Raw genomic sequence first — 22,787 nt, 5'->3', positions numbered from 1 at the left:
TGTGATTTATTTTTAAACAAAAAAGAAATCGTCTTCTGTCAACGCGAAATGATTTACTCCCGTAAGGACAATTTTGTCACCAGAGTACGTTATTGTTGCATCTCCGGTTATGTCGACAATCGTAAGATCTGAAAACTGCTCTGCTCCGATAGCTATTTCAATCAAATCTGTACCTCTTGTGAAGTCATCAATAAATGTTTGGTGCCCTTGTGTTGTGAAACGGAAAGTGTCTGCGCCTCCGCCTCCCGTAAGGAGGTCAAAATCCCCTCCTTTACCGTCAATAATGTTGTTACCATCATCTCCGGTTAGAAAATCGCGATGCGTTGAGCCAATAATGTTTTCGATGCTAAATATAGCATCACCTTGGGCTGATCCGCCAGTTTCGGCCCATGAATTTCCTAGATTAACTGTAACTGATGATGTTGACTGTTGGTAATCCACAGTATCATTACCTTCACCCCCGTGGATCGTATCAGCACCGTGGCCTCCGCGGATTACATCATCCCCGGCTCCACCATGAATAATATCATCCCCATGCCAGCCCGCAAGCCAATCGGAGCCATCACCACCACGTAGTATGTTTGTATTAACGTCGCCAGTTATTACATCATTATGTGCAGACCCAGTAATATTTTCAATTGCAATTAGTCTGTCACCTTGAGCGTCGCCACCACGTTCAACTTTTCTATCTGACAAATTGATGAAAACTAAAGCAGTAGATGTCGCATAACTGGCTGTGTCTTTGCCAACGCCACCATCAATTCTGTCGTTTGATTGCCCACCTTCCAGAATATCATTGCCATATCCGCCGCGAAGTGTATCGGTCCCTGTAGCTCCAAAGATGAAATTGTCTAATCCGCTCCCATCGAGTATATCACCAAATTTTGAACCATTAATATTCTCGATGTTTATCAGACGGTCACCTTCAGCTGCTCCTCCTCTTTCAACCTTGCTGTCAGATAGGTTGACGATCACCCTTTCATCTGACTGCGCATAGTCTGCCGTATCAATACCATTGCCGCCGTCCAGGCGATCATTATCTCGCCCCCCTCTCAGAAAGTCATCGCCGTCGCCACCACGTAAAGTGTCAACACCGTGCCAGCCAATTAACCAATCCTTACCATCATTTCCCTCGAGTGTATTGGAACCGGCCGAACCGGTAAGAATATCATTACGTGCTGAACCTCGTACACCTTCAATGCTGATAAGCTTATCGCCTTGTGCAGAACCACCTTTTTCTGTTCGGTTACTACTCAGGTTAATGATCACGCGTTCAGTTGAGTCTTGATAATCTGCCAGATCAAAACCGGTTCCTCCGTCGATTCTATCTGTGCCTGCCCCACCTTGAATGATATCATTACCATTTCCGCCGCGAAGAGTATCATTTCCTCCGCGACCATGGATTAGATCATTGCCGTTTCGGCCTTCTAGCGTATTGCCGACTTGGTTCCCGTAGATTTTATCGTGCTGCTTCCCACCGATTGCGTTTTCAATGATAGAACGAATGTTATTATCATATAGTAATGCATTGAAAACATTGGCGCGTGCATAGTTTCCATTGCCCAATTCAGCAGTATTGGCATCTGATGTTTTGGTCCAGCTTCCAGGCTCTAAGTTGACAATTAGGCTGGATGAGTAATTGCCAAAGTTATAAGTGTCTACGCCACCGCCATCCCAAATAGTTCGGAATATGTTGTCTCCAGGGCCATCTCCCTGACCTACTCCGTTCACGAACATCTGTCCGGAGACTGGTGAGAAGTGATAAGTGGTATCGCCAGAGTTGAAATCGAAATTTGCTCCGTATAGATACTGGAGTGCAGCAATATCATACTGCATTAATGTTTGCGCAAAGCCGTATTTTTCATTGTTATAACCACGCCCATAATCACCAATGTAAGACTTGTATGTCATCACTGAGAACTCCATGGAATCTCTATTGTAATCCATAGATTTACCAGGAATGAAGGTTATGCTGTCGCTACTGTGGCCATGTGAGAGGCCTAATGTGTGCCCAATTTCATGCAAAATTGTGTGTGACGTATATGTGCCGTTTTCTGGTTGACTTGCGTAGTTATTGCGTTGAAACCAGATATCTCCTTGGGTGGCCCAAGAAGGAAAGCGTCCACTAGCAGTGCCTAAGCTGGCAGCTGTGGTTTGAGCAAAGGACAAATCTGCTTGACTATTTGAGGATATCTCTGTGAAGGTTAGTCCTGAAATAGATGAGATATGTTCAAGCGCAACTCGGACCGCAGCTTTCCAATGAGAACTCAGTTCTAAAAAATCATCGACGTAGTCATTGTCATATCTGCCGGGATAAATTTCGTAAGGTTTGGTGTAATATCTTTTATTTTCTGGAAACGAAAAGGTTATGTTAAGGCGGTCCCACTTTGTTCCAATAAGTAAGCCGTCAATGTTATTGTCGCCAGTTCGTGCATTGTCCCACACTCCGTTAGCTTCAAAAATACCCACCGCATTGGATCTACTATATAATGAGGTGGATGTGTCTTGGTCAAAGCAACCGAGAGCATTGGAACTACAAAAATTACACATTTTTTACTTTTACATTTTTACTGTATGATGGATATGCTATCAAGTTAAAGAATCTATCGGCTGACCAACAGTGATTGATTGTTGGTTGATAGCTTATTCAAAAGGGTGTCTTGTCCTTATTTGAATAAGTGTGGGTCAATATTATAACTACTCATAATTTCATGATATGTCTACTTATGATTGCAAGAAGCTTAATTTGAGACATGACAAGGTAAAGGACGAGTGCTCACCTTCTGCAATTATGTACGGAAGCACTACAACTTGATTAAGGTGGAACCTCGTTGGAGACTATAATGAGGCACCCCCTGACTGTAAACCTGTTCAATATTAAATGAGTTATCTTTAAGCAGCAGGCGCCTTATACGGTGGCACCTGCCGCAGGACCATGCCGTGTTTTTGGTCGGCTTTGTAACCGAGGCTTTCGTAAAAGCCTCTTGCGCCGCGGTCTTGTCCGGTCAGCAGCATGATCTTGTAGGCATTCGCTTGCCAGGCTGCATCTCGCAGAGCATCCATGACCATGCGGCCAAAGCCTCTGCCCCGATAAGCTTTCAGCGTCACCACGTTCTCGACAAGGCAATACGAGCGGCCACCATACGTCATGTTGGGTAGAATATGGAGCGTGGCGCAGGAGACGATCTGGTCATAAATCTCCACACCAAACAGAGAGGTGCCGTCATGTTGCAAAAGCTTGGCGAATTGCGCTGGCCCGTCTTTGCCATAAACAAGCGGAATGCCATCTGTCAGCTCATTCAGGAGCATGACGACATCCTCATAATCATCGAGAGATAGCTGGCGGACGGTGATGGTTGGCGAGAGGACGGACATAACGGGACTCACTGAGAACGTGCAGCATTGATTATGCAGCAAGTCTACCGCGAAGTTGTTCTGAAGCCCAGTTGCTCACTGTTGAGTTTTCATGGCAGCTTTTGCGACGGCCCGTGCGATCACCTGTTCTTCGTTGGTGGGCATGATGAAGACGCGTACCGGTCCGGTCCCGATTTCCGGGGCGTTGGCCTTGTTTTTCTCCTGATCGATGGTGATGCCTAAAAACTCCAGTGGTTCGCACACGCTGGAGCGCACCCGGGCTGAATTCTCGCCAATGCCAGCGCTGAAGATCAGGGCGTCGATGCCTTCCAGACTGGCGGCCATGGCGCCCACTTCGCGGCGGATCTGGTAGCAATAGTAATTGATGGCTTGCTTGGAAAACAGCTCTTCTGAATGTTCCAGCACGCGCATGTCAGAAGATTCCTCCGACAATCCCAAGAGCCCGCTGCGGCGGTAGATGATGCTCTCGATCTCTGCCGCTGACAGTTCCTTTTCCTGCATCAGGTAGAGCATGACGCCCGGGTCCAGCCGTCCGCACCGTGTGCCCATGGGCAGGCCATCTACGGCAGAAAAGCTGGTACTTGCGTTGATGGAGCGGCCATCTTCTACGGCGCACATGGAAGCGCCGTTGCCCAGATGGGCGATCACGAGACGCCCGCGTGCCACATCCGGATATTCGCGGCGCATTTCGCTGCAGATGTAATCAAAGGAAAGCCCGTGGAAGCCATAGCGGCGCACGCCTTCCTCATAAAAATGGCGTGGAATGGCGAACGCGTCATTGGGGAAGGTGTGACCGGCATGGAAGGCCGTGTCAAAACACCCGATCTGCAGCACGTCCGGAAACACCTGTTTGGCTGCGCGGATGGTTGCCAGACTGTAGGGTTGGTGCAGCGGTGCCAGTGGAACGAGCTGCTCAAGCTCCTGCACCACCTCGGAGGTCAACTCTGTCGGCTTGTAAAATGCATTGCCGCCATGGACGATGCGGTGGCCGATACCCACCACAGATTTACCTTGCAGGTAGGGCTCCATCTTGGCGAAGATGGCGACGACGGCGCTGGCATGGTCAACTGTGCCCAGCTCCCGCACGATGTCCTCGCCGGGTGTCTGCATCTTCAAGCGGGCAGAAGGGCCCAGACGTTCAACAATGCCGGAGATGAAAAGGTCAGGCTCTGCCTGCGCTTTGTAAAGCGCGAACTTGACGGAGGACGATCCGGTATTGAGCGTAAAATAAAAACTCATGCTTTCTGGCTCGCAGCGTAAAGAAGCGCAACAGCGCAAGACATTAACCGGGCCTTGTCGTCATCTGCACGGCTGGTGAGGATCACCGGACACCGGGCGCCCATAACCACTCCGCACACTTCTGCATGGGCAACAAAGGCCAATTCCTTGGCTAGCATATTGCCAGATTCCAGATTGGGCACAACCAGTACATCTGCCCTACCAGCAACCAAGGAGGTGATGCCTTTTGTTACCGCGGCATCAATGTCGATGGCGTTGTCCATGGCCAGCGGGCCATCCACGATGCCACCCTTGATCTGGCCGCGTTCTGCCATTTTGGAAAGGATCGCTGCATCCATGGTCGAGGGGATTTTGGTGTTCACCGTTTCCACGGCTGAAAGGATGCCCACCTTGGGCTGTTGCTGTCCAAGGGCCAGTGCCAGATTGATGGCGTTTTGGACAATATCCACCTTGGTTTCCAGATCCGGTGAGATGTTGATGGCCGCATCGGTGATAAACAGCAAATGGTCCAATCCCGGCACATCCATCACAAACACATGGCTGAGGCGATTGTCAGTGCGCAGGCCCACATCCCGTTTCACGATCTCCGCCAACAACACGTCGGTGTGGAGTTGGCCTTTCATGATGGCCTGTGCTTTGCCTTCGCGCACCATGGCCACGGCCTGTGCTGCCGCCTGACTGTGGCTTGCAACGTCAATGATATCGCAGTGGGCCAGATCTTTGCCAAGACGCTCTGCGGCATCCTCGATCTTTTCGCGAGAGCCAATCAGGACCGGCTCGATCAACGTGTTTTCTGCAGCCAGCAGAGCGCCGCCCAGTGACTTGCGGTCTTCTGGCGCCACAACGGCGGTGATGAGAGGTGGAAGTGGACGGGCCTGATCCAGCAGTCTATCGAAGTGCTCATGACTGCGCACGGTCAGACCCGGCAAGCTGACGGCCTTGGCGATTTTGCTGGTGCGCGGGGCGATAACCTCGGCCTCGCCTTCTACAATCACCTGACCGTCCGCGCGTTCCACGGTGGTTTGCAGTGTGACGACGTAATCGGGCAGCTTTTCCGTCACCTTCACGCGGGCTGTCAGATGGTCCCCTTCATAGGCACGACCCAGAAAGCGCAGGCTCTGGCTTTTGTAGAGCGTGCCCGGTCCGGGCATTTGATTGCCCAGCACGGCAGAGATCAGACTGGCGACCCAGAGGGAGGGGGCGACGCCTTCAAAGTCGCCTTCGCCCTCGCGATCTTCCTTGGGCAGGTGGATGGGGTTGAGGTCGCCTGAGGCATGGGCGGAGACGTAAAAATCATCCGCAGAGCAGGTTCGCTCGTAAATGGCTTCCATGCCAACTTCGATCTGGTCATACGGAGTATTCTTGTAGGTTGTTGTCATCAAACCTTCCTAACCCCATTTGAGCGACTTCTTCAGACAGTGCCACAGTTCCAGAGAATTGGGCGCCATATTCTCTTCCTTGCCGATAATGTAGGACACGGCCTTATACGCAAAGGTCTTGTCCTTCTCGCTTTTCAGCAAGCCCGGCAGGGCATTGTAACCGGCTTCCATTTCGAAACGGGAAATGAGAGTCTGATCGTGAATGAGGAAGTTGCGCTCTTTCGGATCCATGGATTTGAACGGTGCCCATGTGGTCAGCACTTCGTTGAACCGCTCCAGCTTTTCGCCACGCACTTCGGTGCGGGTGTCGGCAATCATCAGCACAATACGCACGATGGCTGCGGCTGCCCCGCCCTTCTCGATCTTCTTGAGCGCGTTCTGGATGCTTGTCAGGCTGTGCAGGTCCTGCAGTGGCACCTTTGGCCGGCGGAAGGACAAGGCCTTGCCGTATTCCACGGCGGGCGGTGAGGCCCAGAAGGTGAGGAAGCTGTTTTCTATAAAGGCTTCGCGCATGTCCTTCAGCGCATCCCAGCCGTATTCAATGCTGTCGGCCATCAGCTCCTCCCAGTAATGGAAAGGCGTTTTGGCCATGTTGGGCGTGTGGTTTTCCTTCACCGCTGCGGCGGCCATGGTGGGCCAGAACATCAAGGGATTGGTGGAGGCAAAAGCGCCGTTTGCCAGCCGCATGGGGTGCATATCGCGCGTTGCATCCGCTGCCTGCGCGCTGTTCATGGTTTTCAGAACAGGGCCAATGGTGCTGTCATACACGTCCTCCCAGCTCTCGGAAAAGCGGGCGACACCGGCAAATGCTTTTTCTTCGTCGCGTTCACCAGTTTCCAGCAGCATCTCATCAATGGTTTTGCGGGCAAAGCTCACCTTGAATTTGGCATCACAGCCTTTGCCCTTCTGCTCTTCAATCTGCAGTTTATAGAGCCCGGGAGGCATGGCCTCGATGGTCTTCAGCGTAGAAGCCACCTGCGTATGTTCGCGCTTGGCCACGCTGGAGGAGACAAAGATGCCCAGATGCCCGACCTGATCATGAAGCATATAGAGGATACGCTGACCGAGGATCTCGATTTCCGCTTCATCCGTGTAGGTGTCGGCAATCCAGTTGAGCGCCTGATCGGGCGGAGTGATGTTATCGCCGTAGGAGGAAAACACGATGATCGGGGACTTGATGGTCTTTAAGTCAATGGGGCGTCCCGGTTCCAGAAAGGCTTCGTTCTTCGCCAGCTTGTTGCCGATGAAAAGGTTGTCCAGAATCCAGCGGAATTCTTCCTCTGTCATGTAGTAGAAGCCGCTCCACCATTTCTGGAATTCCAGATAGCGCTCTTCGTCCTTGTCGATGTTGGTGTAAAGGTCATAGTACTTGCGGAACCAGTTGCGGCCCGGGTTCAGCATCTCGAAGTTCTGCACCAGATTGGCACCATCAAAGACGCCGTTGCCCAGATCTGCGGAGAGCAAGGCAGGCACAATGCCGCCCGTTAGGCCTGCGGAGTAGCGCATGGGGTCCTGCCCCATCTTGCCGCTCCAGTAGGACATGGGCGCACCGTTGAGCACAATCGGCCCCACCAGATCCGGATAGACCGCTGCCAGAATAGCTGTTGCCCACCCGCCCTGACAGTTACCAACCACGATGGGCTTGGGGCTATCTGGGTGGCGAGAGATGATCTCGCGCAGGAAGGCCGCTTCGGCATGGGTGACGTGCGACAGCTCCTGATTGGGCTCTGGCATGGGATGAAAGGCGACAAAGTACACGGGGTGCCCGTCACGCAGGGCAACCCCCACCTGACTGTCATTCTTGAACCCGCCAATGCCTGCGCCGTGGCCAGCACGCGGATCGATGATCACATAGGGGCGCTTCCAGTCCAGCACCTCCACGCCGTCAGGTGGAATGACCTTCAAAAGCATGTAGTTGCAGGGGCGCGGCAGGTTGCGGCCCTCAACAACCACCTCGTAATCATAAATGAGAACCGGAGGACAGCCCTTGGCCATGTGGTCAAAGTATGTGTCACTGGCTTCGCGCAGGGCATCCATGGTCAGGATAGCGCGTTCGCTGGATTCCTTGAGATAATGCGACCACGCATCCAGCAGCTTCTTGGGTGTGTCGTACGGGCCCCAGGAGGCGGCCAGTGCGTCGCTTTTGGTTTTTGATTTGGCCTGTTTCTTTTGAAGGTCGTTCATCAGGCGCGTGGAGCGTCGTGAGTTGGCGACCTGCAAAAACTGGTTTTGTTCAGCGAGGGCCTCAAAGTACTGGGCGGTTCGCTTGCTAAAGAGTTCTACTTGCATAATCTACCTCGGTGCCGGCCTAACCAATGATGCGGTAACCACCGTCAATGGGGTGAACCACGCCGGTGATGTTTCGGGCTTCATCACTGGCCAGAAAGGCGGCATATGCGCCAATGTCTTCAATACTTGCGAGTTTTCGGGTGGGAGCACGCTGGGTCGCGTCGGCCAGCATCTCGTCAAAGCTGGCAATGCCGCTGGCGGCGCGTGTTGCCAGCGGGCCGGGGGACAGCGCGTTGACAGAGATGCCCTTCTGGCCCAGTTCGGCAGCCACATAGCGCGTGGTGCTTTCCAGCGCGGCTTTCACCGGACCCATGATGTTGTAGTGGCTGATCACCTTTTCCGAGCCATGGAACGTCACGGTCATGACGCTGGACCCGGAGGGCATCAGCGGTTCTGATTTGCGGATGAGGCGCAGGAAAGAGTGCACGGAGATGTCCATGGCCACGCCAAACCCTTCTGCCGAACAATCCACCACGCGGCCATGCAGGTCAGCCTGCGGGCAAAAGGCGATGGAATGGAGCAGAATGTCCAGCGACCCCCAGACCTGCTCGATTTGCTGGTAAAGAGCATCCACCTCATCAGGTTTCGTCACATCCAGCGGCGCAAAAATGGCTGCATCGGCTTCTTCTGCCAGTGGGGCCACATGCTTTTTCGCTTTGTCATTCAGGTATGTAAGAGCCAGTTCTGCGCCTTGTGCCTTCATGGCTTTGGCGCATCCCCATGCAATGGACTGGCTGTTCGCCACCCCAACAATAAGGGCTTTCTTGCCCTTCAATGAAAACATGCGGTCATTACCCTGTTGGTTGAAACCTGTCATTTGGAAGGAAAACAACAAGACTAGAAATAGCTATACAGGAGAAATAAGGAAAACCAAGGTGCGAAATCTAGTAAATGAATTGGACGATCGAAATATTCAAAGAGTGACTATTTATGTAACTAAGTAATTTTGTAATTAAATTTAAGTCGTTTCTCGATGAGCGTTGAGCAACCTGGTTTTCCAAGACAAATCTGTCCGTTGTTTACTTTTTTCGGTTGGCGACCCGAGTTGAGTGCCTGTCAGCACAGACGCGCCCGGCAGGGGATTCTAATAGTTTGATTAAAACGTGATCCCGGAGTGTTTCTGTAGTTTTCGGGAAAGAAGATATTACCAAGCGATGGTGCTTTCATGACCGGATCAACTTTATCTGTTTCAACCACTCAGCCAACTGTCCCTCAACCCGATCTTGCGCAGTATCAGGATGTGGTTCCTCCTAAGCCAAGTGAGCGGATTGTTGAGTATTCGCTTAACTATGTGACGAAGAAAACGGCGCAGCATGAAGCGGTCCTGGGTGAAATAAAGCGCGAGCTCAATTCTTATTTCAGCACTGAGGTCACGGAGAAGGTGGTTGATCACTTCCTCTCCACAAAGCCACATCTGCCAAAATCCAGCGTGCTCGCCATGCTCCTTCATGTGCCAAGCAAAGCTTCGCAGCAAGCGCAGGAAAAAGTGACAGCGCTCTTTGAAGAGGCGCATGCCTATGGCAGCAGGTTGACGATGGAAACCTTTTTTGAAGGCGCCGCAATTCCGGATGACCCCAAAAAAGCGGCTGAAGTTCTCACGGCCCGCATTGTTGAGCTGGCAAAAACAGCAGATGCTGATGGTATTTCCAGCATCACGCGGTCGCTGAGCTTTCTTGGCGGCTCAGACAACGCAGTGTTGAAAGAGGCCGTGCCGATTGCACTGAAGGCCGTCCATTCCACGCTTGTCTATCCCGAGAGTGTCCGGACACAGAATGCAGCGCAGGGTGGAGACGTTGCGCGCGTGCCGGGTGAGGTGACAACCCATCTGCTCGCACTCATCAGAAATGAAGCGCAAACCCCGGGTCTGGACCCGGAAACAGCTGGCAATTTGGCTGAGGTTGACGGGTATGTGAAGGATCAGGTTCTGGGCCATAAGATCTCCGTGCCGGAAACCCGCGAGCTGTTGACTGCTGTTGCAGAGCGATTTGAGGAAATCGGCCTGAATGGCCTTGCCGATGAGACCAAAACGCTGCTGGGACAACTGGGCAAGAGCGATAACCCGCCGCTGACGCGCCTGCATGATGCGATTTACTCCCGCGTGCTCGACAGTACCTTTATTGCGGACATGGTTCACGACACGCCGCAGTCCGTAATGAACTCTGCACAGCTGGTGAAAGATGGCATCCGCGATGTGATTTCCATCCAGACCCCACGGGTCCAAAACCAGACAGCCATGACCATGCATAGGATGATGGCAGGCAACGAGCGGTTCTGGATGCCGGAATGTCCGGAGCTGATGGAGTTTGTGCAAGGGCCGCGTGACGATGCGCTGATGAATCTGGACAAGTTTTTGTCCGCTCCAACCCGCAATGGATATGACGCCATTGCTGTTCCCATGCTGGTTGTGAAGTCCACAGTTGCCTTGCATGCTTTGCTGACCAAGACGGTGCCAGCAGACCGCCAGCCACTGGTCGTCAACGGCAAGAAGGTCGCCGACTTGCCTGCTTATGTAAAGGTTGCAAACAAGGCCTATCAGGGGATCTGTCAGGAAGCCAATCGAACGAACGCTCCGGAAGATCCTGATTTGCAAAAAGCAGACAGATCCAAAGTTGGGCGCACGGACACGCCAAAGAGTGCGCATGCCGGGATCACCCTTGGCTATCAGCCCGGCAGTGTGACGTTTGAAGGAGATGCAGGCAAGATCCCGAGCACGCACCCTGCGGATGTGAACCTGCCAAAGCTGCAGGAACCGAGCAAGTCTCAGGTTGAAGCGCTGACTCGTGGTATGCCGTTTGCCTCTGGCGTTTCCGGTTCAACCAACCTCAACCTGCATTTCCTGCATTATCTGAGGCACACCTCCCCTAACCCGGACCAGATTCCAGATTCCAAAGACTACATGGTCGCAAACACCATGTTCCTGAACTACGACGGTGGTCACTCCATCCATGAAGCGCTTTGGGTCGGGCAGGAGCTGGACGGTACGTTGGGGCTGGATCTTGGTCTGGCGCAAGGGAAGCTAGATGGAACTCAGATTGAGTCCTCAAGCTATGTCTCCGACCTCAATGAGTTCATCGACCTTTACGATGGCACGGAGACTGGTGACGCATTGGCACGAGCCAAGGAAAACGCCTGGGACGCGACACTGGATTACTTTGATGAGCACAGCTACGCCGCCGGTAAAACCGTGAGCGACGCCTGAGCCTCAAGCCAATTTGGAAATAGAAAATGAAACATGCTGAAACTCTCATTGCCGAGCTTGGCGAGAAAATCGGGCTGCCAAACCTTCAACTGGACGAGGAAGGGCTCTGCTCTTTTGACGTTGAGGACGAGTTTACGCTCACCTTGGGTGCAAACAATCAGGATGAAGTGATCCTGTTCGCCCTGCTGCCTGATATTGAGAAAGACAAACGTCAGGCGGGATACCAGCTGTTGCTGCAAGCCAACCTGCTGGGCAAAGGCACCGGAGATGCGGTTCTTGCCATGACGGAAGGCGACAACCAGCCAGCGTTGAACTCAAGGTTTTCTGCCAAGAGCCTTGGTATCGCGCAGCTTGAGGATAAGCTGGATAAATTCATCAAGCTCGTCAAACTGTGGCGCGTGACCATCCAGTCCCTCAATACCTCACAAAATGAGGGCACAACGCAGCTTCATCCCACAAACGATGAGTGGCTTCGCGCTTAAGCTTGAGCCTTGTCATCCTGTTGGGCTGTTCGCAGGCAGCCCAACGGTCCTTTGTCAGCCTCTTAAAGCGTAGGGGCAGACAGAGCTTGCTCGCAGATCTGGTTGCTGATCCGCTCGGCGATCAACGGGGCGAGGATGACGCCGGGGTGGCTGCCTGCCACGAAAGCGTTGGTGAAACCGTTGATGGGACGAGCGAGTGGTTCGGAGGATCGGGTTGCCGGGCGTTGGCCGACCTGAATGGAAAGCAGCTCCACACGGCCCGCATTGGCAAACGTATCTTTGACCGCCTGCACAACTGTCTCTCCGATGCGTGCCAGCTCTGCCGGGTCTTCGGTCTTTGGCGGGCATTCAGCAATGGCAAAATTGCCTGTTCCCAGACTGCGCATCTCCACATCCGGTGTTTGCAGCACCGGAAGGAAGTCCGGCACCTCTGCACTCACTTCGATGTAGGTGCAGGGCGAGGTATAAAGATCGTGCTCCGGCTCAAATGGAGCGATCAACGCGCCATTGCCGCCACCGGAAGCAAGCACGGTAAAGTCGCTGGCTTGCAGCTCCCCTCCCATCATCACCCCTTTACAATGGTGGTCGGAAGCGTCCAGCCCGCTGGCGGTGCTGTTCAAAACCACCTTGCCGCCAAGGCGCTCAAAGGCGTTGACCAGTTTGCCGATGACTTTGGGCGGGTACCACGACACATCCTGCGTCGAATGAGCTGCAAACTCTGGCGGGTTGGCGAGAGCTGGCAGATGCTGCTGAAGTTCCTGTTTGCTCATGGTGCGGGTTTGTGTGCCCGCCTGTTGCTGCCGGTCGATCAGGTGCTGGGTTTTTTCCGGTGTGGCGCGCCAGACAATAGCGCCGCCTTCTGCATCAAACAGCGTGCCGTCAAACTCCGCGTTCAGGGCTTTGTAACGCTGGATGCCATCAACCAACAACGGGAACAAATCCGGTTGGTCAATCGGATCATTGGCGATATGGCAGATCCAGCCGAAGGAAACACGTGAGACATCTCCGCCCACACAGTGGTTTGCATCAAACAGGGTGACTTTGAAACCTTGACGCGCGAGCTTATACGCAATCATGGCTCCCGTAATTCCGGCCCCAATCACGTTAACGCTTAAATTCTGCATAGATGCCTCAGTTCAAAGAAAAAGATACCGGCCAGCGACAAACATCGCTGATCAGCTGAAGAATTCAAAGGAATGGCTATGCGCAGACCCTAACGAACCCTCCTGCACGGTGGAACCGGCATCCTGAAAAATAAGAGGGTAGTGATATATTTGTCGCGACTAATATAGTTAGCGGGATGATTTCGGTAACCAATTGATACAGTGAGATAAACAACCGGTTGCATGGCTTTTGGTAGCCTGAATTGCAGGGCCTGCGTGAAATAATCCTTGAAAATTTCACGACGATTAGTGAAAATATCGCGAAATATTTCACGGAATCACGCCACATGACTATCACAAGTACATTGGGGGAAGATCTGAAGGCGCTTCGCATCGCGCGCGGTATGACGCTGGAAGATCTGGCAAAACTACTGGGCCGCTCAGTGGGGTGGCTCTCTCAGGTAGAGCGGGATAAATCCACGCCGCGCCATACAGACCTGAAGCAGTTTGCCGAGGTGTTCGGCGTCCAGCTCTCGCTGTTCTTCGGTAATGCAGAGGCGCCGGAAAATGAGAGAGGCCGTGTGGTGCGCGATGGCAACCGCCGCGTGATCGGGGAGCGGGATAAGGGCCTGCTTGAAACATTGGTGTCACCAGACCTGACCGACAGCTTTGAGATGATCCACTCCACCTTTCAACCTGGCTCTCACCGCAGCGCGGCGATTACACGCCCGACGCAAGAGGTGGCCTACATGGTCTCGGGCAAGCTGGATGTGTGGATTGGGGAAGAGATGTTCACGGTGGAGGCAGGCGACAGTTTCCGCATCAAGGAAGCGTCTTACCGCTGGTCCAATCCATATGCTGAACCTGCCATTGCGATTTGGGTGATCTCACCGCCGGTTTATTAGGGCACCCGCTCAAAGAAATGTTTGCAGACAAGAATGATACCCGTCTCACAGAGAACAGCGGGAGAGGACTACATGACAAACGAATAGATTTTGGAGGAGGTGCGCATGTCTATCCCAACCACCGCGCGGGTTGTCATTATTGGCGGCGGCGTTGTCGGCGTTTCCACGCTATACCATCTGGCAAAGATGGGCTGGAACGATTGCGTGCTTTTGGAAAAGAATGAGCTGACAGCAGGCTCCACATGGCATGCGGCAGGCAACTGCCCCAACTTTGCCACCAGCTATGCCGTAATGAACATGCAGCGCCACGGCTTGGAGCTGTATCGCAGGCTGGCTGATGAGGTGGATTACCCGATCAACTATCATGTCACCGGCGCGGTCCGACTGGCCCACAGCCACAACCGGATGATGGAGTTTGAGCATGTGGCCGCCATGGCTGAGCATATGGGCCTGACCATGGATATGTGCACGCCTGACCAGCTGCAACAACACTTCCCCTTTATGAAAACGCACGATCTGGAGGGCGGTCTTTGGGATCCGCTGGACGGCGATATCGATCCGGCGCAGGTGACACAGGCGCTGGCGAAGGGCGCGCGGGAGCTGGGTGCCCGCATCCTGCGGTTTACACCAGCCACAGGCCTGCGCCGTGAAGGCAGGGAATGGATTGTCTGTACTGAGACAGGTGAAATCCGCTGCGAGTATGTGGTGAATGCAGCTGGCTACTATGCTGCCCGCGTCGGCGAATGGTTTGAGCCGTATGGTGGGCGTGCTGTGCCTTCCGTTACCATGAGCCATCAGTATTTCATGACTGAGGCTGTTCCAGAGGTGGAGGCATGGACCAAGGCACAGGGCCGCAAGCTGCCCATGCTGCGTGATCCTGATACCTCCTATTACCTGCGGCAGGAAACGGGTGGGTTCAACCTTGGCCCCTATGAGAGAGCCTGCCGGACGGCATGGACCTCTTCAGATGACCCGATGCCGGATGACTTCAGTTTCCAGCTGTATCCGGATGATTTGGAGCGGCTTGAGTTTTACATTGAAGATGCGATGGCCCGCGTGCCCTTGCTCGGAACGCAAGGAGTGAAACGCAACATCAACGGGCCTATTCCCTACGCACCTGATGGCCTGCCCATGATTGGCCCCATGCCCGGCGTGCCCAATGCGTTTGAGGCGCACTCCTTCACCTTTGGCATCGCGCAAGGCGGCGGCGCTGGCAAGGTGGCCGCAGAGTGGATTGTACACGGCCAGACCGAGTGGGACATGTGGGCTGTCGATCCAAGACGTTACACCGATTACACTGATAAGCAGTACTGCATCGATAAGGCGAAGGAAGTCTACGGTCACGAATATGCCATGCACTTTCCCCATCACGAATGGCCAGCGGGCCGCGACCGCAAGCTCTCCCCCAACCACACCAGACTGCTGGAACTGGGTGGACAGATGGGAGCTTACAATGGCTGGGAACGGGCCGATTGGTTTGCGCAAACGGGCGACGATATCTCTCACGAGGCCACCCAAACATGGAGCCGCTCCGGTCCGTGGCAACAGCGGGTGCGAGAAGAATGTGAGGCCGTGCGGGACCATGTTGGCGTGCTGGACCTCCCCGGCTTCTCGCGGTTCCAACTCTCCGGCACAGGCGCTGCTGACTGGCTGCGAGGGCAGATCGCCGGAGGTCTCCCCAAAGTTGGCCGCATGACCCTTGGCTACTTCCCCGATGATCGTGGCCGCGTCCTGACGGAAATGTCGGTTCTGCGTCATGGTGCAGACGAGTTCACGCTGATCACTGCTGCGTTGGCCCAGTGGCATGACTTTGAGCTGCTGAAAGCCCGCCTGCCAGAAGGATTGGGTCTGGAAGACCAGACAACGGACACAACAACGCTGATCGTCACCGGCCCAAAGGCCCGTCAGCTGCTTGCTCCTATGCTCAAAGCGGACCTGTCTCTCAGTTGGCTGAGCCTGCAACAAGCCACCATGCTTGGTAAGGCTGTGATGTTGGTGCGCGTCTCTTTTGCGGGTGAGCTGGGCTGGGAAATCCATGCGAGCAATGAGGATATGCCGGAGATTTATCAGGCGATCCTTGCTGGTGGGGCCAAATCGTTTGGCATGTACGCGCTCAATGCCTTGCGGTTGGAGAAAGGCTATCGCAGCTGGAAGGGAGATCTTTCGACCGACTACACCTTGCTGGAGGCTGGTCTGGACCGGTTCGTGAAGCTTGATAAGCCGCAGAGCTTCCCCGGCAAAGCCGCACTGCTGAAAGAACAGGCAGAAGGCGTGAAGCGTCGGTTTGTGACAATGATCGTGGAGGCGGGCGAGTATGACGCTGCTTACATGTCTACCATTTGGCATGAGGATCACATGGTGGGGGAAGTCACCTCCGGCGGGTGGGGCTACCGCGTCAATGCCTCCATCGCGCTTGGTGTCGTGCAGGCTGATCTGGCAAAACCGGGAACTGAGCTGACCATCAAAATCTACGGTAAGCCCTACAAGGCAATCGTACAGCCGGATGAGCCACTTTGGGACCCGGAGAATGAGCGCCTCAAAGATCAAAGCATGTCTGAGAGTGTCGTTTTGGAAGGGCACGCAGTGTAATACCCGTTCCTCTGACATGATCTGTGGCATCCATATCTCTCCTGCTCCACACGACTGAAGCAGAAAAATATGGATGCCGTAATATTTGGGTGTGCGATCTATACTTGATTTATTTTAAGTTTAGATATGAGTATGACTTTATTTTTATTCGTGTGTACTCCATTCTACAACATAATATAGCTTTGCGTGATGAGTTTACGTCCGGTGTTTGCATGTTGACATCTAAGTAGTCAGTCATATTTAATTGTATGTCAGACATGGATAGGGTTGTCTTATCTTTCTGCTCTTTTGATGAGGCTGACGCGCGATGGTATCGACATACACTCAGGATCTGCGAGATCAGATCACCGAGGAACTGGCTCGGCAGTTGTTTTCTGCTGAGCTCAAGCCCGGTGACTTTCTGCCCAAGGAACTTGAGCTCACGGACCAGTTTGGTGTGAGTCGCGCCACCATGCGCAGCGCTCTGGCAACCTTCACCAATCACGGCATCATTGAGCGCATTTCCGGTTTTGGCACACGCGTCAAAGACTATCAGGAATGGAACATCCTCTCCCCGCAAGTGGCCACGTGGATCGCTCAGTATGGCGGCAACACATTGATCTTTGCCCGGGAGATCTTCCGGTTTCGCACGTCTGTTGAACCGTTTATTGCCATGGAAGCCGCCCGCCGGGCCACGGCAAAGGATCTGATGAAGATAGAAGCGGCTTGGAACGGCATGTATGCGGCCATGCAGAAGGATGACCTGACCTATCGCGGCAAGCACTTCCAGCAGTATGACATTCAGTTTCATGAGGCGATCTATCAGGCGACCCATAATCTGGTCTGGGTACAGATTGGGCGCAGCACCATGCCTGCGGTGTTTGTCCTGATCAAGAAAACCACGGAAGCTGCCAGCGAACTCAGTGACAGTCTGGAACGCCACCGCCACCTTTTGGAAGCCATTCGTCTGCGGGATGCGGAGGCGGCTCGGAAAGCGTCTGTCCGCATTATTGACCGCGCGGCCTATGATCTTGATCTGGATGAACTGAACGAAGAGATCCGCGAGAACTCACTGGCCAACGTCGTGATGCAGAATGAGCGTGACCGCCTCTCCTCTGACTGAGCTGCCATCCCCTCTCCCCAACTCCTTTCTCCGAGACACAAAATGAAAATCACCGGTATCGAAACCATCAATCTCAAAGAATTTCGCAATGTAACCTGGGTGCGCGTGCATACGGATGCGGGCAGCTTTGGTCTGGGCGAAACCTTTTATGGCTCAGACGCGGTTTGTGGGTTCATCCACGAAACGCTGGGTCAGGAGCTGATTGGCCGTGACCCAACCCAGATTGATGCGATCTCCCGCCTATTGCTCAACCCCATTTGCGGTTTCAACTCCACGGGAGCTGAAATGCGGGCCGCCTCCGCCATTGATATCGCGCTGTGGGACCTTGCGGGCAAGACACTTGGCGTACCCGTGCATCAACTGCTGGGTGGCAGAAGCCGAGACAAGATCCGCGCCTACAACACCTGTGCAGGCTATGAATATGTGAAGGACAAGCAGGTCAACACCACAGAAGACTGGAGCACGGACTCTGTCTCTGAAGGCCCCTATGAGGATCTGGAGGCTTTTCTTTCGGATGCCGGTACTCTGGCGAAAAGTCTGCTGGATATGGGCTTTCGCGGCATGAAGATCTGGCCGTTTGATCAGTTCGCAGTCAAAACCAACGGCACCTACATCTCGCCGGAAGATCTGGAGGCCGGTCTGCGCCCGTTCAAGCAAATTCGTGAGGCTGTTGGGGATGCAATGGACATCCATGTGGAGCTGCACAGCGTGTGGAACCTGCCTATGGCTGAAAAGATTGCTCGTGCGCTGAAGCCTTACAACGTGTTCTGGCTGGAAGACCCGATCAAGATGACCAACGTGGACGCACTGGCAGAATACGCCCGCCGTACTGACACATGGGTCACCGCCAGCGAAAACCTGGCCACACGCTGGTCTTTCCGCGAGCTGTTTGAAAAGCGTGCCACGGATGTTTGCATGCTGGACATCGGTTGGTGCGGCGGCCTGACAGAAGCCAAGAAGATCGCCACCATGGCAGAAACCTACGAGTTGCCCGTCGCGCCACACGATTGCACCGGGCCGGGGCTTCTGACCGCAGCTGTGCACCTGTCCATCAACCTGCCCAATGCGCTGGTTCAGGAGATGGTGCGGGCATTTTACTTCGGCTGGTACAGCGAATTGATGGAAGGCCTGCCAGTATTCGAAAATGGCTATCTGCTCGCCCCAACCGCACCGGGTTTGGGCATCACGCTCTCCCCAAAGGTTTTTGAACGTGGCGATGCAACCATCCGGATGACGGGTTCTAAGACCAGTTAGGTTGCACATGGCATGACTGTTAGCGCCCGCTGGATATGAGCTCTATCCTGCGGGCCTTCACCCGTTGTGCTTATTACATGCTGGTCTGTGAGCTTACTCGTTGACTTCCTGAAGTGGTTTCTCACCCACTGCAATCTCAGGCATAGTATCTGTCAGCAGTTTTCCAGCCACTGCAATATTATCATATGAATGTTCCTCAAGATGAATCACGAGGTGGTCTCTGGCTAAACCCGTTGTGGTGCAAAATGCTTCGGTTAAAGCTGCAACACAGGCAGCTTTCTTTTCGCGGCTAAGACGAGGGGAATAAACAACAATATGAGGCATGGCTTGTACTCCTTAAAATCAAGGCACTTTGAAGTATAAGGCAGCCGATTTTAAAGTGCTACAGAAGCACGCTTGGGAATATGTCTTGGGCAATCCCACTCAAGTGCTTTTGTTTTAATAGTAATCGCGCGCTCAGGATCAGCCTTATAGTTTTCAGGCATGATATCCATGACAAACTCCCGGTCTTCCTCCAGGGAAGTTATCTGCGCCTCACCCCAGATTTTGAGCCTCTGCTGTGTTTCATAGTCCACCAGTATGAGAGACACGCGGGCGTTTTGAGAGATGTTTCCAGCACTGAGATATTGCCGGTTACCGCGATAGTCGGCATATGCAAAATGCTGGTCATCCAGCACCCTCAGAAAACCTCTTGGCCCACCTTTAAACTGCACATACGGCCAACCAGTCTGTGAGAGTGTTGAGAGGTAGAACCCATCCATACGGTTGATGAATGCGGCGTGGTCTGGTTCAATTTGATGACCCGTCAACTCCTCCCCTTCCAGAAATGTAGCGTAGGCTTCTTTGGTGCCATAGCGGTCCTGAAAAAATTGAGCAGCAGGCGTAAAGGCAATCTGGGCAAAGGCTTTGGGCATGAAAACTCCCGAGAGGTCTAATGAATATCTCTGAATATGGGAGCTGGAACAGAAAATGCGACGGTCCTTTGGGTAGAAGGAGCCGTCGCATTGCTCTGGGGGGAGCGGGAGGAACTGGGATAAGTCCGCAGTGTTCTGAAAAGGCCAAGTCGATGGGGCCGTGCTTGGCACTCTAAGCGGATGGACGCATTCCTCCGGTGGAGCTCGTTATAAGTTCATTTCGGACAGACCTGGGTGGTGATCCGGGCGGCGGCCAAAGGGCCAGGCAAACAGGCGTTCGTTTTCGTTGATCTCCGTATCGGTGATGCAGGTGATCCGTTTTTTCATCAAACCTTTGGTGTCAAATTCCCAATTCTCGTTGCCGCAGGAGCGGAACCACTTGTTGTGTATGGTGCGCCATTCGCTGACAATGCGAATTGAGAAACGGTTTTGGTTATAACTCCAAAGCTCTTTGATGTGGCGATAGTGGAGCTGGGTTTTCCATTTGGCGGAAAGGAAACCCATAATCTGTGGTCGGCCTTCGATCGTCTGGTTCCGGTCATGCCACATGCAATCGCGAGACAGGTTTCGGATAACAATAGTCGGGCAGCGTGAGTTCCACGCATCCTCCGCAGCTCTTACCTTTGCGAGTGCCGCATCTTCTGTCAGGGGGCGCATAGATAAGTTGAGCATATTGTTACCTCTTATTGTTTACTGATCGGTACAGTTGCTGATTGCCAAGGTGTACCGATCTGTTCATTTGGTCAATTCACCAAATCGCGAGGTGTGTGATGCCCGTCACGAGACTTAGCAAAGCCCTTTGATTTTGCGGCTAAAATGAATTCCCTTGTTCGGCCATATTTTTTTCGTTATATGTACTGATCAGTAAACCCAGAGGTTGGTATGCGCAAAAATAAACGAGATGAACTCGTACAACAGGCGATGGAAACCTTCTACAGAAACGGATTTCACGCAACGGGCATGGATATGCTGGTGGCAGAATCCGGCATCTCCAAAACCTCCATGTACAAGCATTTCAAGAGCAAGGATGAACTGATCCTTGCTGCGCTGAAGCTGCGTGAGGAGCAGTTTCACAACTGGTCTGCACAACGGGTTGCTGAGCTGGCGAGCGAACCCAGAGATCAACTGCTGGCGCTGTTTGATGTGCTGGATGAGTGGTTCAAGGAAGACACCTTCAAGAGCTGCATGTTCATCAAAGCCAGCTCGGAATATCCGGAACCTGACCACCCCATTCACCAGCAAACCGTTGAACAGCGAAATACCATGTACGAGGGTGTGCTGACACTGGTTGAAGCGGCTGCTCTGAAAAATCCGGAAGCGTTGGCGCGGCAACTGCTTATGCTGCAGGAAGGCGCGATCATTACCGCGCATTTTGGCAACAGCAAAGACCCGGCAGGTGACGCGAAACAAGCTGCCAAAGCCTTGATTGACGCTGCTTCCTGACAATCCCAACTCGCGAAAAGTAATCGTCGCCTCCCAAGGCGTAGAATGTGGTTTGAGGACTTCACGTTCTCCAGCGCGCGGCCTTGTATCTGCAAATCTTACTCCGCGGAAAATATTTGCGTATACATATGAATGTGTTTAGCGTGGTCCCTGAGAAATCTTACGGGACGGTTGGTTTCTCATATTAAAAACGTCCACTTTCTGGGAGGGAGAAAGAGGGATGCTGACCAAAAGCATATTGGAAGACCTTGGCACAAAACTGATTACTGGAGATGTGGAGGTGATTGACCTGTCAGGTCGATTAGGGCCAGAAACTCCCATTTTACAACTGCCGCCTGACTTCGCCAAAAACACGCCGAAAGTGGAGATTCATAAGATCTCCGAGTATGATGCGGACGGACCGTTCTTTGCGTGGAACTGGATGAAGCTGGGAGAGCACTCCGGTACACATTTTGATGCGCCGCATCACTGGATCACCGGAAAAGACTATGCAGATGGATATACCGACACCATCTCACCGCAAAATTTTGTTGCACCTGTCAACGTGATTGATTGCTCCGCCGAGACTGCTGCAAACCCGGATTTCCTGCTGACGGCTGATCGTGTGAAGGAGTGGGAAGCTGAGCATGGATCGATCAACGCTGGCGAATGGGTTGTCATGCGCAGCGATTGGTATCACCGCAACACCGATGAAGCGAAGTTTCTCAATGTAGATGAGAATGGGCCGCACTCACCGGGGCCAACCGTTGATTGTATTGAGTATATCCTCTCCAAAGGTATTCTGGGTTGGGGCAACGAATGCATCGGCACGGATGCAGGATGCGCCGGAGGGATGGAACCACCCTACCCTGCGCACAACTTGCTGCACGCTGCCAACCGCTACGGCCTCGCCAGCCTCGCTAATCTGGACAAGCTACCCCCGAAAGGCGCCATCCTGATTGCCGCTCCACTCAAGATCGCCGATGGAACCGGCAGTCCCATTCGTGCACTGGCTTTGGTTTCTGCGAGCTAGCGAAATACTGTGAAACGCGCTGATCGGCAGTGGTTTGAAGGCTGCTGCCGGTCAGTTTGCATCTTGAGAAAAAGGCTGTTCCAGCTCGAGAATATTGCCCTCGGGGTCTCGCAGGTAGATGATCAGGTGTGGTTTATCGGGCGTGCCGAAATCTGTAATCTCGCCCAATTGGCTCCCACCAGCTGCGATGGTTTCAGCGCGAGTCGAGTGGATGTCTGGCACCTGAAACGAAAGATGACCGAAGCCGGGCTCATTCACTTGAGGTAGGCACCGATCCTGTGTGGCCTTATGCTGGTGAAGCTCAAGAAAAGGAGCGTCGCACTCTGGAAATTTAAGCCAGATCGAGAGGATCTCAGAATTTGGCAGCCCATTGCCTCTGGAGACCTTCTCACCCGACAACACTTTGGCAGGCCGTAGGTATTCGCAGTTGAAGACCTCTTGGTAAAACGCGGCAAGCGCCTTTGCGTCTTTTGTGACAAGGTTGATGTGCGTCAGTTTCATA

19 protein-coding genes are annotated in these 22,787 nt (G+C 53.3%); 8 read left to right on the top strand and 11 right to left on the bottom strand.

The genetic code is table 11. The annotated features are described in order from the left end of the window. Positions 1 to 12 precede the first annotated feature (12 nt). From PsW74_RS01360 to fabI, 6 genes are all read right to left on the bottom strand, one after another. Positions 13 to 2,469 (bottom strand): matrixin family metalloprotease, encoded by a 2,457-nt coding sequence (locus PsW74_RS01360; protein WP_193775924.1) that lies wholly within the window; start codon positions 2,467 to 2,469, stop codon positions 13 to 15. Positions 2,470 to 2,892: 423 nt separating this feature from the next. Next, positions 2,893 to 3,375 carry a GNAT family N-acetyltransferase gene (locus PsW74_RS01355; RefSeq protein WP_063287528.1) on the bottom strand — a complete coding sequence of 161 codons (483 nt, stop codon included), beginning with the start codon at positions 3,373 to 3,375 and terminating at the stop codon, positions 2,893 to 2,895. Between the two features lie 75 nt (positions 3,376 to 3,450). After that, positions 3,451 to 4,614 carry an acetate/propionate family kinase gene (locus PsW74_RS01350; RefSeq protein ID WP_063287529.1) on the bottom strand — a complete coding sequence of 388 codons (1,164 nt, stop codon included), beginning with the start codon at positions 4,612 to 4,614 and terminating at the stop codon, positions 3,451 to 3,453. Beyond that, a complete protein-coding gene (locus tag PsW74_RS01345) occupies positions 4,611 to 5,993 on the bottom strand; it encodes a bifunctional enoyl-CoA hydratase/phosphate acetyltransferase (protein ID WP_063287530.1) in 1,383 nt (460 codons plus the stop codon). The genes PsW74_RS01350 and PsW74_RS01345 overlap by 4 nt, the downstream gene beginning before the upstream one ends. 9 nt (positions 5,994 to 6,002) lie before the next feature. Next, entirely contained in the window at positions 6,003 to 8,282 is a 2,280-nt protein-coding gene (locus tag PsW74_RS01340; RefSeq protein ID WP_063287531.1) for a DUF3141 domain-containing protein, read from the bottom strand. 19 nt (positions 8,283 to 8,301) lie between these two features. Then, positions 8,302 to 9,066, bottom strand: coding sequence for an enoyl-ACP reductase FabI (gene fabI, locus PsW74_RS01335; protein WP_063287532.1), 765 nt, complete (start codon positions 9,064 to 9,066; stop codon positions 8,302 to 8,304). Between the two features lie 381 nt (positions 9,067 to 9,447). Here fabI and PsW74_RS01330 point away from each other — a divergent pair, with 381 nt between their 5' ends. Together PsW74_RS01330 and PsW74_RS01325 are read left to right on the top strand one after the other, a co-directional pair. Then, positions 9,448 to 11,481, top strand: coding sequence for a hypothetical protein (locus PsW74_RS01330; protein WP_063287533.1), 2,034 nt, complete (start codon positions 9,448 to 9,450; stop codon positions 11,479 to 11,481). Between the two features lie 26 nt (positions 11,482 to 11,507). Continuing rightward, positions 11,508 to 11,963, top strand: coding sequence for a type III secretion system chaperone (locus PsW74_RS01325; RefSeq protein WP_063287534.1), 456 nt, complete (start codon positions 11,508 to 11,510; stop codon positions 11,961 to 11,963). Positions 11,964 to 12,025: 62 nt separating this feature from the next. Here the strand turns inward: PsW74_RS01325 and PsW74_RS01320 are convergent, their stop codons facing one another. After that, positions 12,026 to 13,087 carry an FAD-binding oxidoreductase gene (locus tag PsW74_RS01320; RefSeq protein WP_063287535.1) on the bottom strand — a complete coding sequence of 354 codons (1,062 nt, stop codon included), beginning with the start codon at positions 13,085 to 13,087 and terminating at the stop codon, positions 12,026 to 12,028. Between the two features lie 326 nt (positions 13,088 to 13,413). Here PsW74_RS01320 and PsW74_RS01315 point away from each other — a divergent pair, with 326 nt between their 5' ends. The 4 genes from PsW74_RS01315 to PsW74_RS01300 all read left to right on the top strand — a co-directional run bounded on the left by PsW74_RS01315 (position 13,414) and on the right by PsW74_RS01300 (position 18,916). Then, positions 13,414 to 13,971 carry an XRE family transcriptional regulator gene (locus PsW74_RS01315; protein ID WP_063287536.1) on the top strand — a complete coding sequence of 186 codons (558 nt, stop codon included), beginning with the start codon at positions 13,414 to 13,416 and terminating at the stop codon, positions 13,969 to 13,971. A 105-nt stretch (positions 13,972 to 14,076) separates the two neighbouring features. Beyond that, the gene (locus tag PsW74_RS01310) at positions 14,077 to 16,560 is read left to right on the top strand and encodes an FAD-dependent oxidoreductase (RefSeq protein ID WP_063287537.1); all 2,484 of its coding nucleotides are present in this window, start codon (positions 14,077 to 14,079) and stop codon (positions 16,558 to 16,560) included. A gap of 307 nt (positions 16,561 to 16,867) precedes the next feature. Further along, a complete protein-coding gene (locus PsW74_RS01305; protein WP_063287538.1) occupies positions 16,868 to 17,662 on the top strand; it encodes a FadR/GntR family transcriptional regulator in 795 nt (264 codons plus the stop codon). Between the two features lie 42 nt (positions 17,663 to 17,704). Beyond that, on the top strand, positions 17,705 to 18,916 hold the full coding sequence (locus tag PsW74_RS01300) for a mandelate racemase/muconate lactonizing enzyme family protein (protein ID WP_063287539.1): 1,212 nt from the start codon (positions 17,705 to 17,707) through the stop codon (positions 18,914 to 18,916). Positions 18,917 to 19,009: 93 nt separating this feature from the next. Here PsW74_RS01300 and PsW74_RS01295 read toward each other — a convergent pair whose 3' ends face one another. The 3 genes from PsW74_RS01295 to PsW74_RS01285 all read right to left on the bottom strand — a co-directional run bounded on the left by PsW74_RS01295 (position 19,010) and on the right by PsW74_RS01285 (position 20,502). After that, positions 19,010 to 19,240 (bottom strand): tautomerase family protein, encoded by a 231-nt coding sequence (locus PsW74_RS01295; protein WP_057461399.1) that lies wholly within the window; start codon positions 19,238 to 19,240, stop codon positions 19,010 to 19,012. A gap of 50 nt (positions 19,241 to 19,290) precedes the next feature. Then, positions 19,291 to 19,830, bottom strand: a complete 540-nt coding sequence (locus tag PsW74_RS01290; protein ID WP_063287540.1) for a pyridoxamine 5'-phosphate oxidase family protein — start codon at positions 19,828 to 19,830, stop codon at positions 19,291 to 19,293. A 207-nt stretch (positions 19,831 to 20,037) separates the two neighbouring features. Continuing rightward, positions 20,038 to 20,502, bottom strand: a complete 465-nt coding sequence (locus tag PsW74_RS01285) for a DUF1348 family protein (RefSeq protein WP_063287541.1) — start codon at positions 20,500 to 20,502, stop codon at positions 20,038 to 20,040. A 210-nt stretch (positions 20,503 to 20,712) separates the two neighbouring features. Between PsW74_RS01285 and PsW74_RS01280 the strand changes: the two genes are divergently transcribed. Further along, positions 20,713 to 21,273: a TetR family transcriptional regulator gene (locus PsW74_RS01280; protein WP_063287542.1), complete on the top strand. Its 561-nt coding sequence runs from the start codon at positions 20,713 to 20,715 to the stop codon at positions 21,271 to 21,273. 220 nt (positions 21,274 to 21,493) lie between these two features. After that, positions 21,494 to 22,285 (top strand): cyclase family protein, encoded by a 792-nt coding sequence (locus tag PsW74_RS01275; RefSeq protein WP_063287543.1) that lies wholly within the window; start codon positions 21,494 to 21,496, stop codon positions 22,283 to 22,285. A gap of 51 nt (positions 22,286 to 22,336) precedes the next feature. Here the strand turns inward: PsW74_RS01275 and PsW74_RS01270 are convergent, their stop codons facing one another. Continuing rightward, a complete protein-coding gene (locus PsW74_RS01270) occupies positions 22,337 to 22,786 on the bottom strand; it encodes a VOC family protein (RefSeq protein ID WP_063287544.1) in 450 nt (149 codons plus the stop codon). Between the last annotated feature and the right edge of the window lies 1 nt (position 22,787).

It is taken from the genome of Pseudovibrio sp. W74, assembly GCF_001623085.1.
Lineage (GTDB): Bacteria > Pseudomonadota > Alphaproteobacteria > Rhizobiales > Stappiaceae > Pseudovibrio.
Note: the sequence above shows the minus strand (reverse complement) of the source record. Positions and strands in the feature narration are given on the sequence as shown.

Excerpts from the sequence above, each read along its gene's own strand:
- PsW74_RS01355 (WP_063287528.1), bottom strand. The coding sequence starts at position 3,375 with ATGTCCGTCCTCTCGCCAACCATCACCGTCCGCCAGCTATCTCTCGAT.
- PsW74_RS01350 (WP_063287529.1), bottom strand. The coding sequence starts at position 4,614 with ATGAGTTTTTATTTTACGCTCAATACCGGATCGTCCTCCGTCAAGTTC.
- PsW74_RS01345 (WP_063287530.1), bottom strand. The coding sequence starts at position 5,993 with ATGACAACAACCTACAAGAATACTCCGTATGACCAGATCGAAGTTGGC.
- PsW74_RS01340 (WP_063287531.1), bottom strand. The coding sequence starts at position 8,282 with ATGCAAGTAGAACTCTTTAGCAAGCGAACCGCCCAGTACTTTGAGGCC.
- fabI (WP_063287532.1), bottom strand. The coding sequence starts at position 9,066 with ATGTTTTCATTGAAGGGCAAGAAAGCCCTTATTGTTGGGGTGGCGAAC.
- PsW74_RS01330 (WP_063287533.1), top strand. The coding sequence starts at position 9,448 with ATGACCGGATCAACTTTATCTGTTTCAACCACTCAGCCAACTGTCCCT.
- PsW74_RS01325 (WP_063287534.1), top strand. The coding sequence starts at position 11,508 with ATGAAACATGCTGAAACTCTCATTGCCGAGCTTGGCGAGAAAATCGGG.
- PsW74_RS01320 (WP_063287535.1), bottom strand. The coding sequence starts at position 13,087 with ATGCAGAATTTAAGCGTTAACGTGATTGGGGCCGGAATTACGGGAGCC.
- PsW74_RS01315 (WP_063287536.1), top strand. The coding sequence starts at position 13,414 with ATGACTATCACAAGTACATTGGGGGAAGATCTGAAGGCGCTTCGCATC.
- PsW74_RS01310 (WP_063287537.1), top strand. The coding sequence starts at position 14,077 with ATGTCTATCCCAACCACCGCGCGGGTTGTCATTATTGGCGGCGGCGTT.
- PsW74_RS01305 (WP_063287538.1), top strand. The coding sequence starts at position 16,868 with ATGGTATCGACATACACTCAGGATCTGCGAGATCAGATCACCGAGGAA.
- PsW74_RS01300 (WP_063287539.1), top strand. The coding sequence starts at position 17,705 with ATGAAAATCACCGGTATCGAAACCATCAATCTCAAAGAATTTCGCAAT.
- PsW74_RS01295 (WP_057461399.1), bottom strand. The coding sequence starts at position 19,240 with ATGCCTCATATTGTTGTTTATTCCCCTCGTCTTAGCCGCGAAAAGAAA.
- PsW74_RS01290 (WP_063287540.1), bottom strand. The coding sequence starts at position 19,830 with ATGCCCAAAGCCTTTGCCCAGATTGCCTTTACGCCTGCTGCTCAATTT.
- PsW74_RS01285 (WP_063287541.1), bottom strand. The coding sequence starts at position 20,502 with ATGCTCAACTTATCTATGCGCCCCCTGACAGAAGATGCGGCACTCGCA.
- PsW74_RS01280 (WP_063287542.1), top strand. The coding sequence starts at position 20,713 with ATGCGCAAAAATAAACGAGATGAACTCGTACAACAGGCGATGGAAACC.
- PsW74_RS01275 (WP_063287543.1), top strand. The coding sequence starts at position 21,494 with ATGCTGACCAAAAGCATATTGGAAGACCTTGGCACAAAACTGATTACT.
- PsW74_RS01270 (WP_063287544.1), bottom strand. The coding sequence starts at position 22,786 with ATGAAACTGACGCACATCAACCTTGTCACAAAAGACGCAAAGGCGCTT.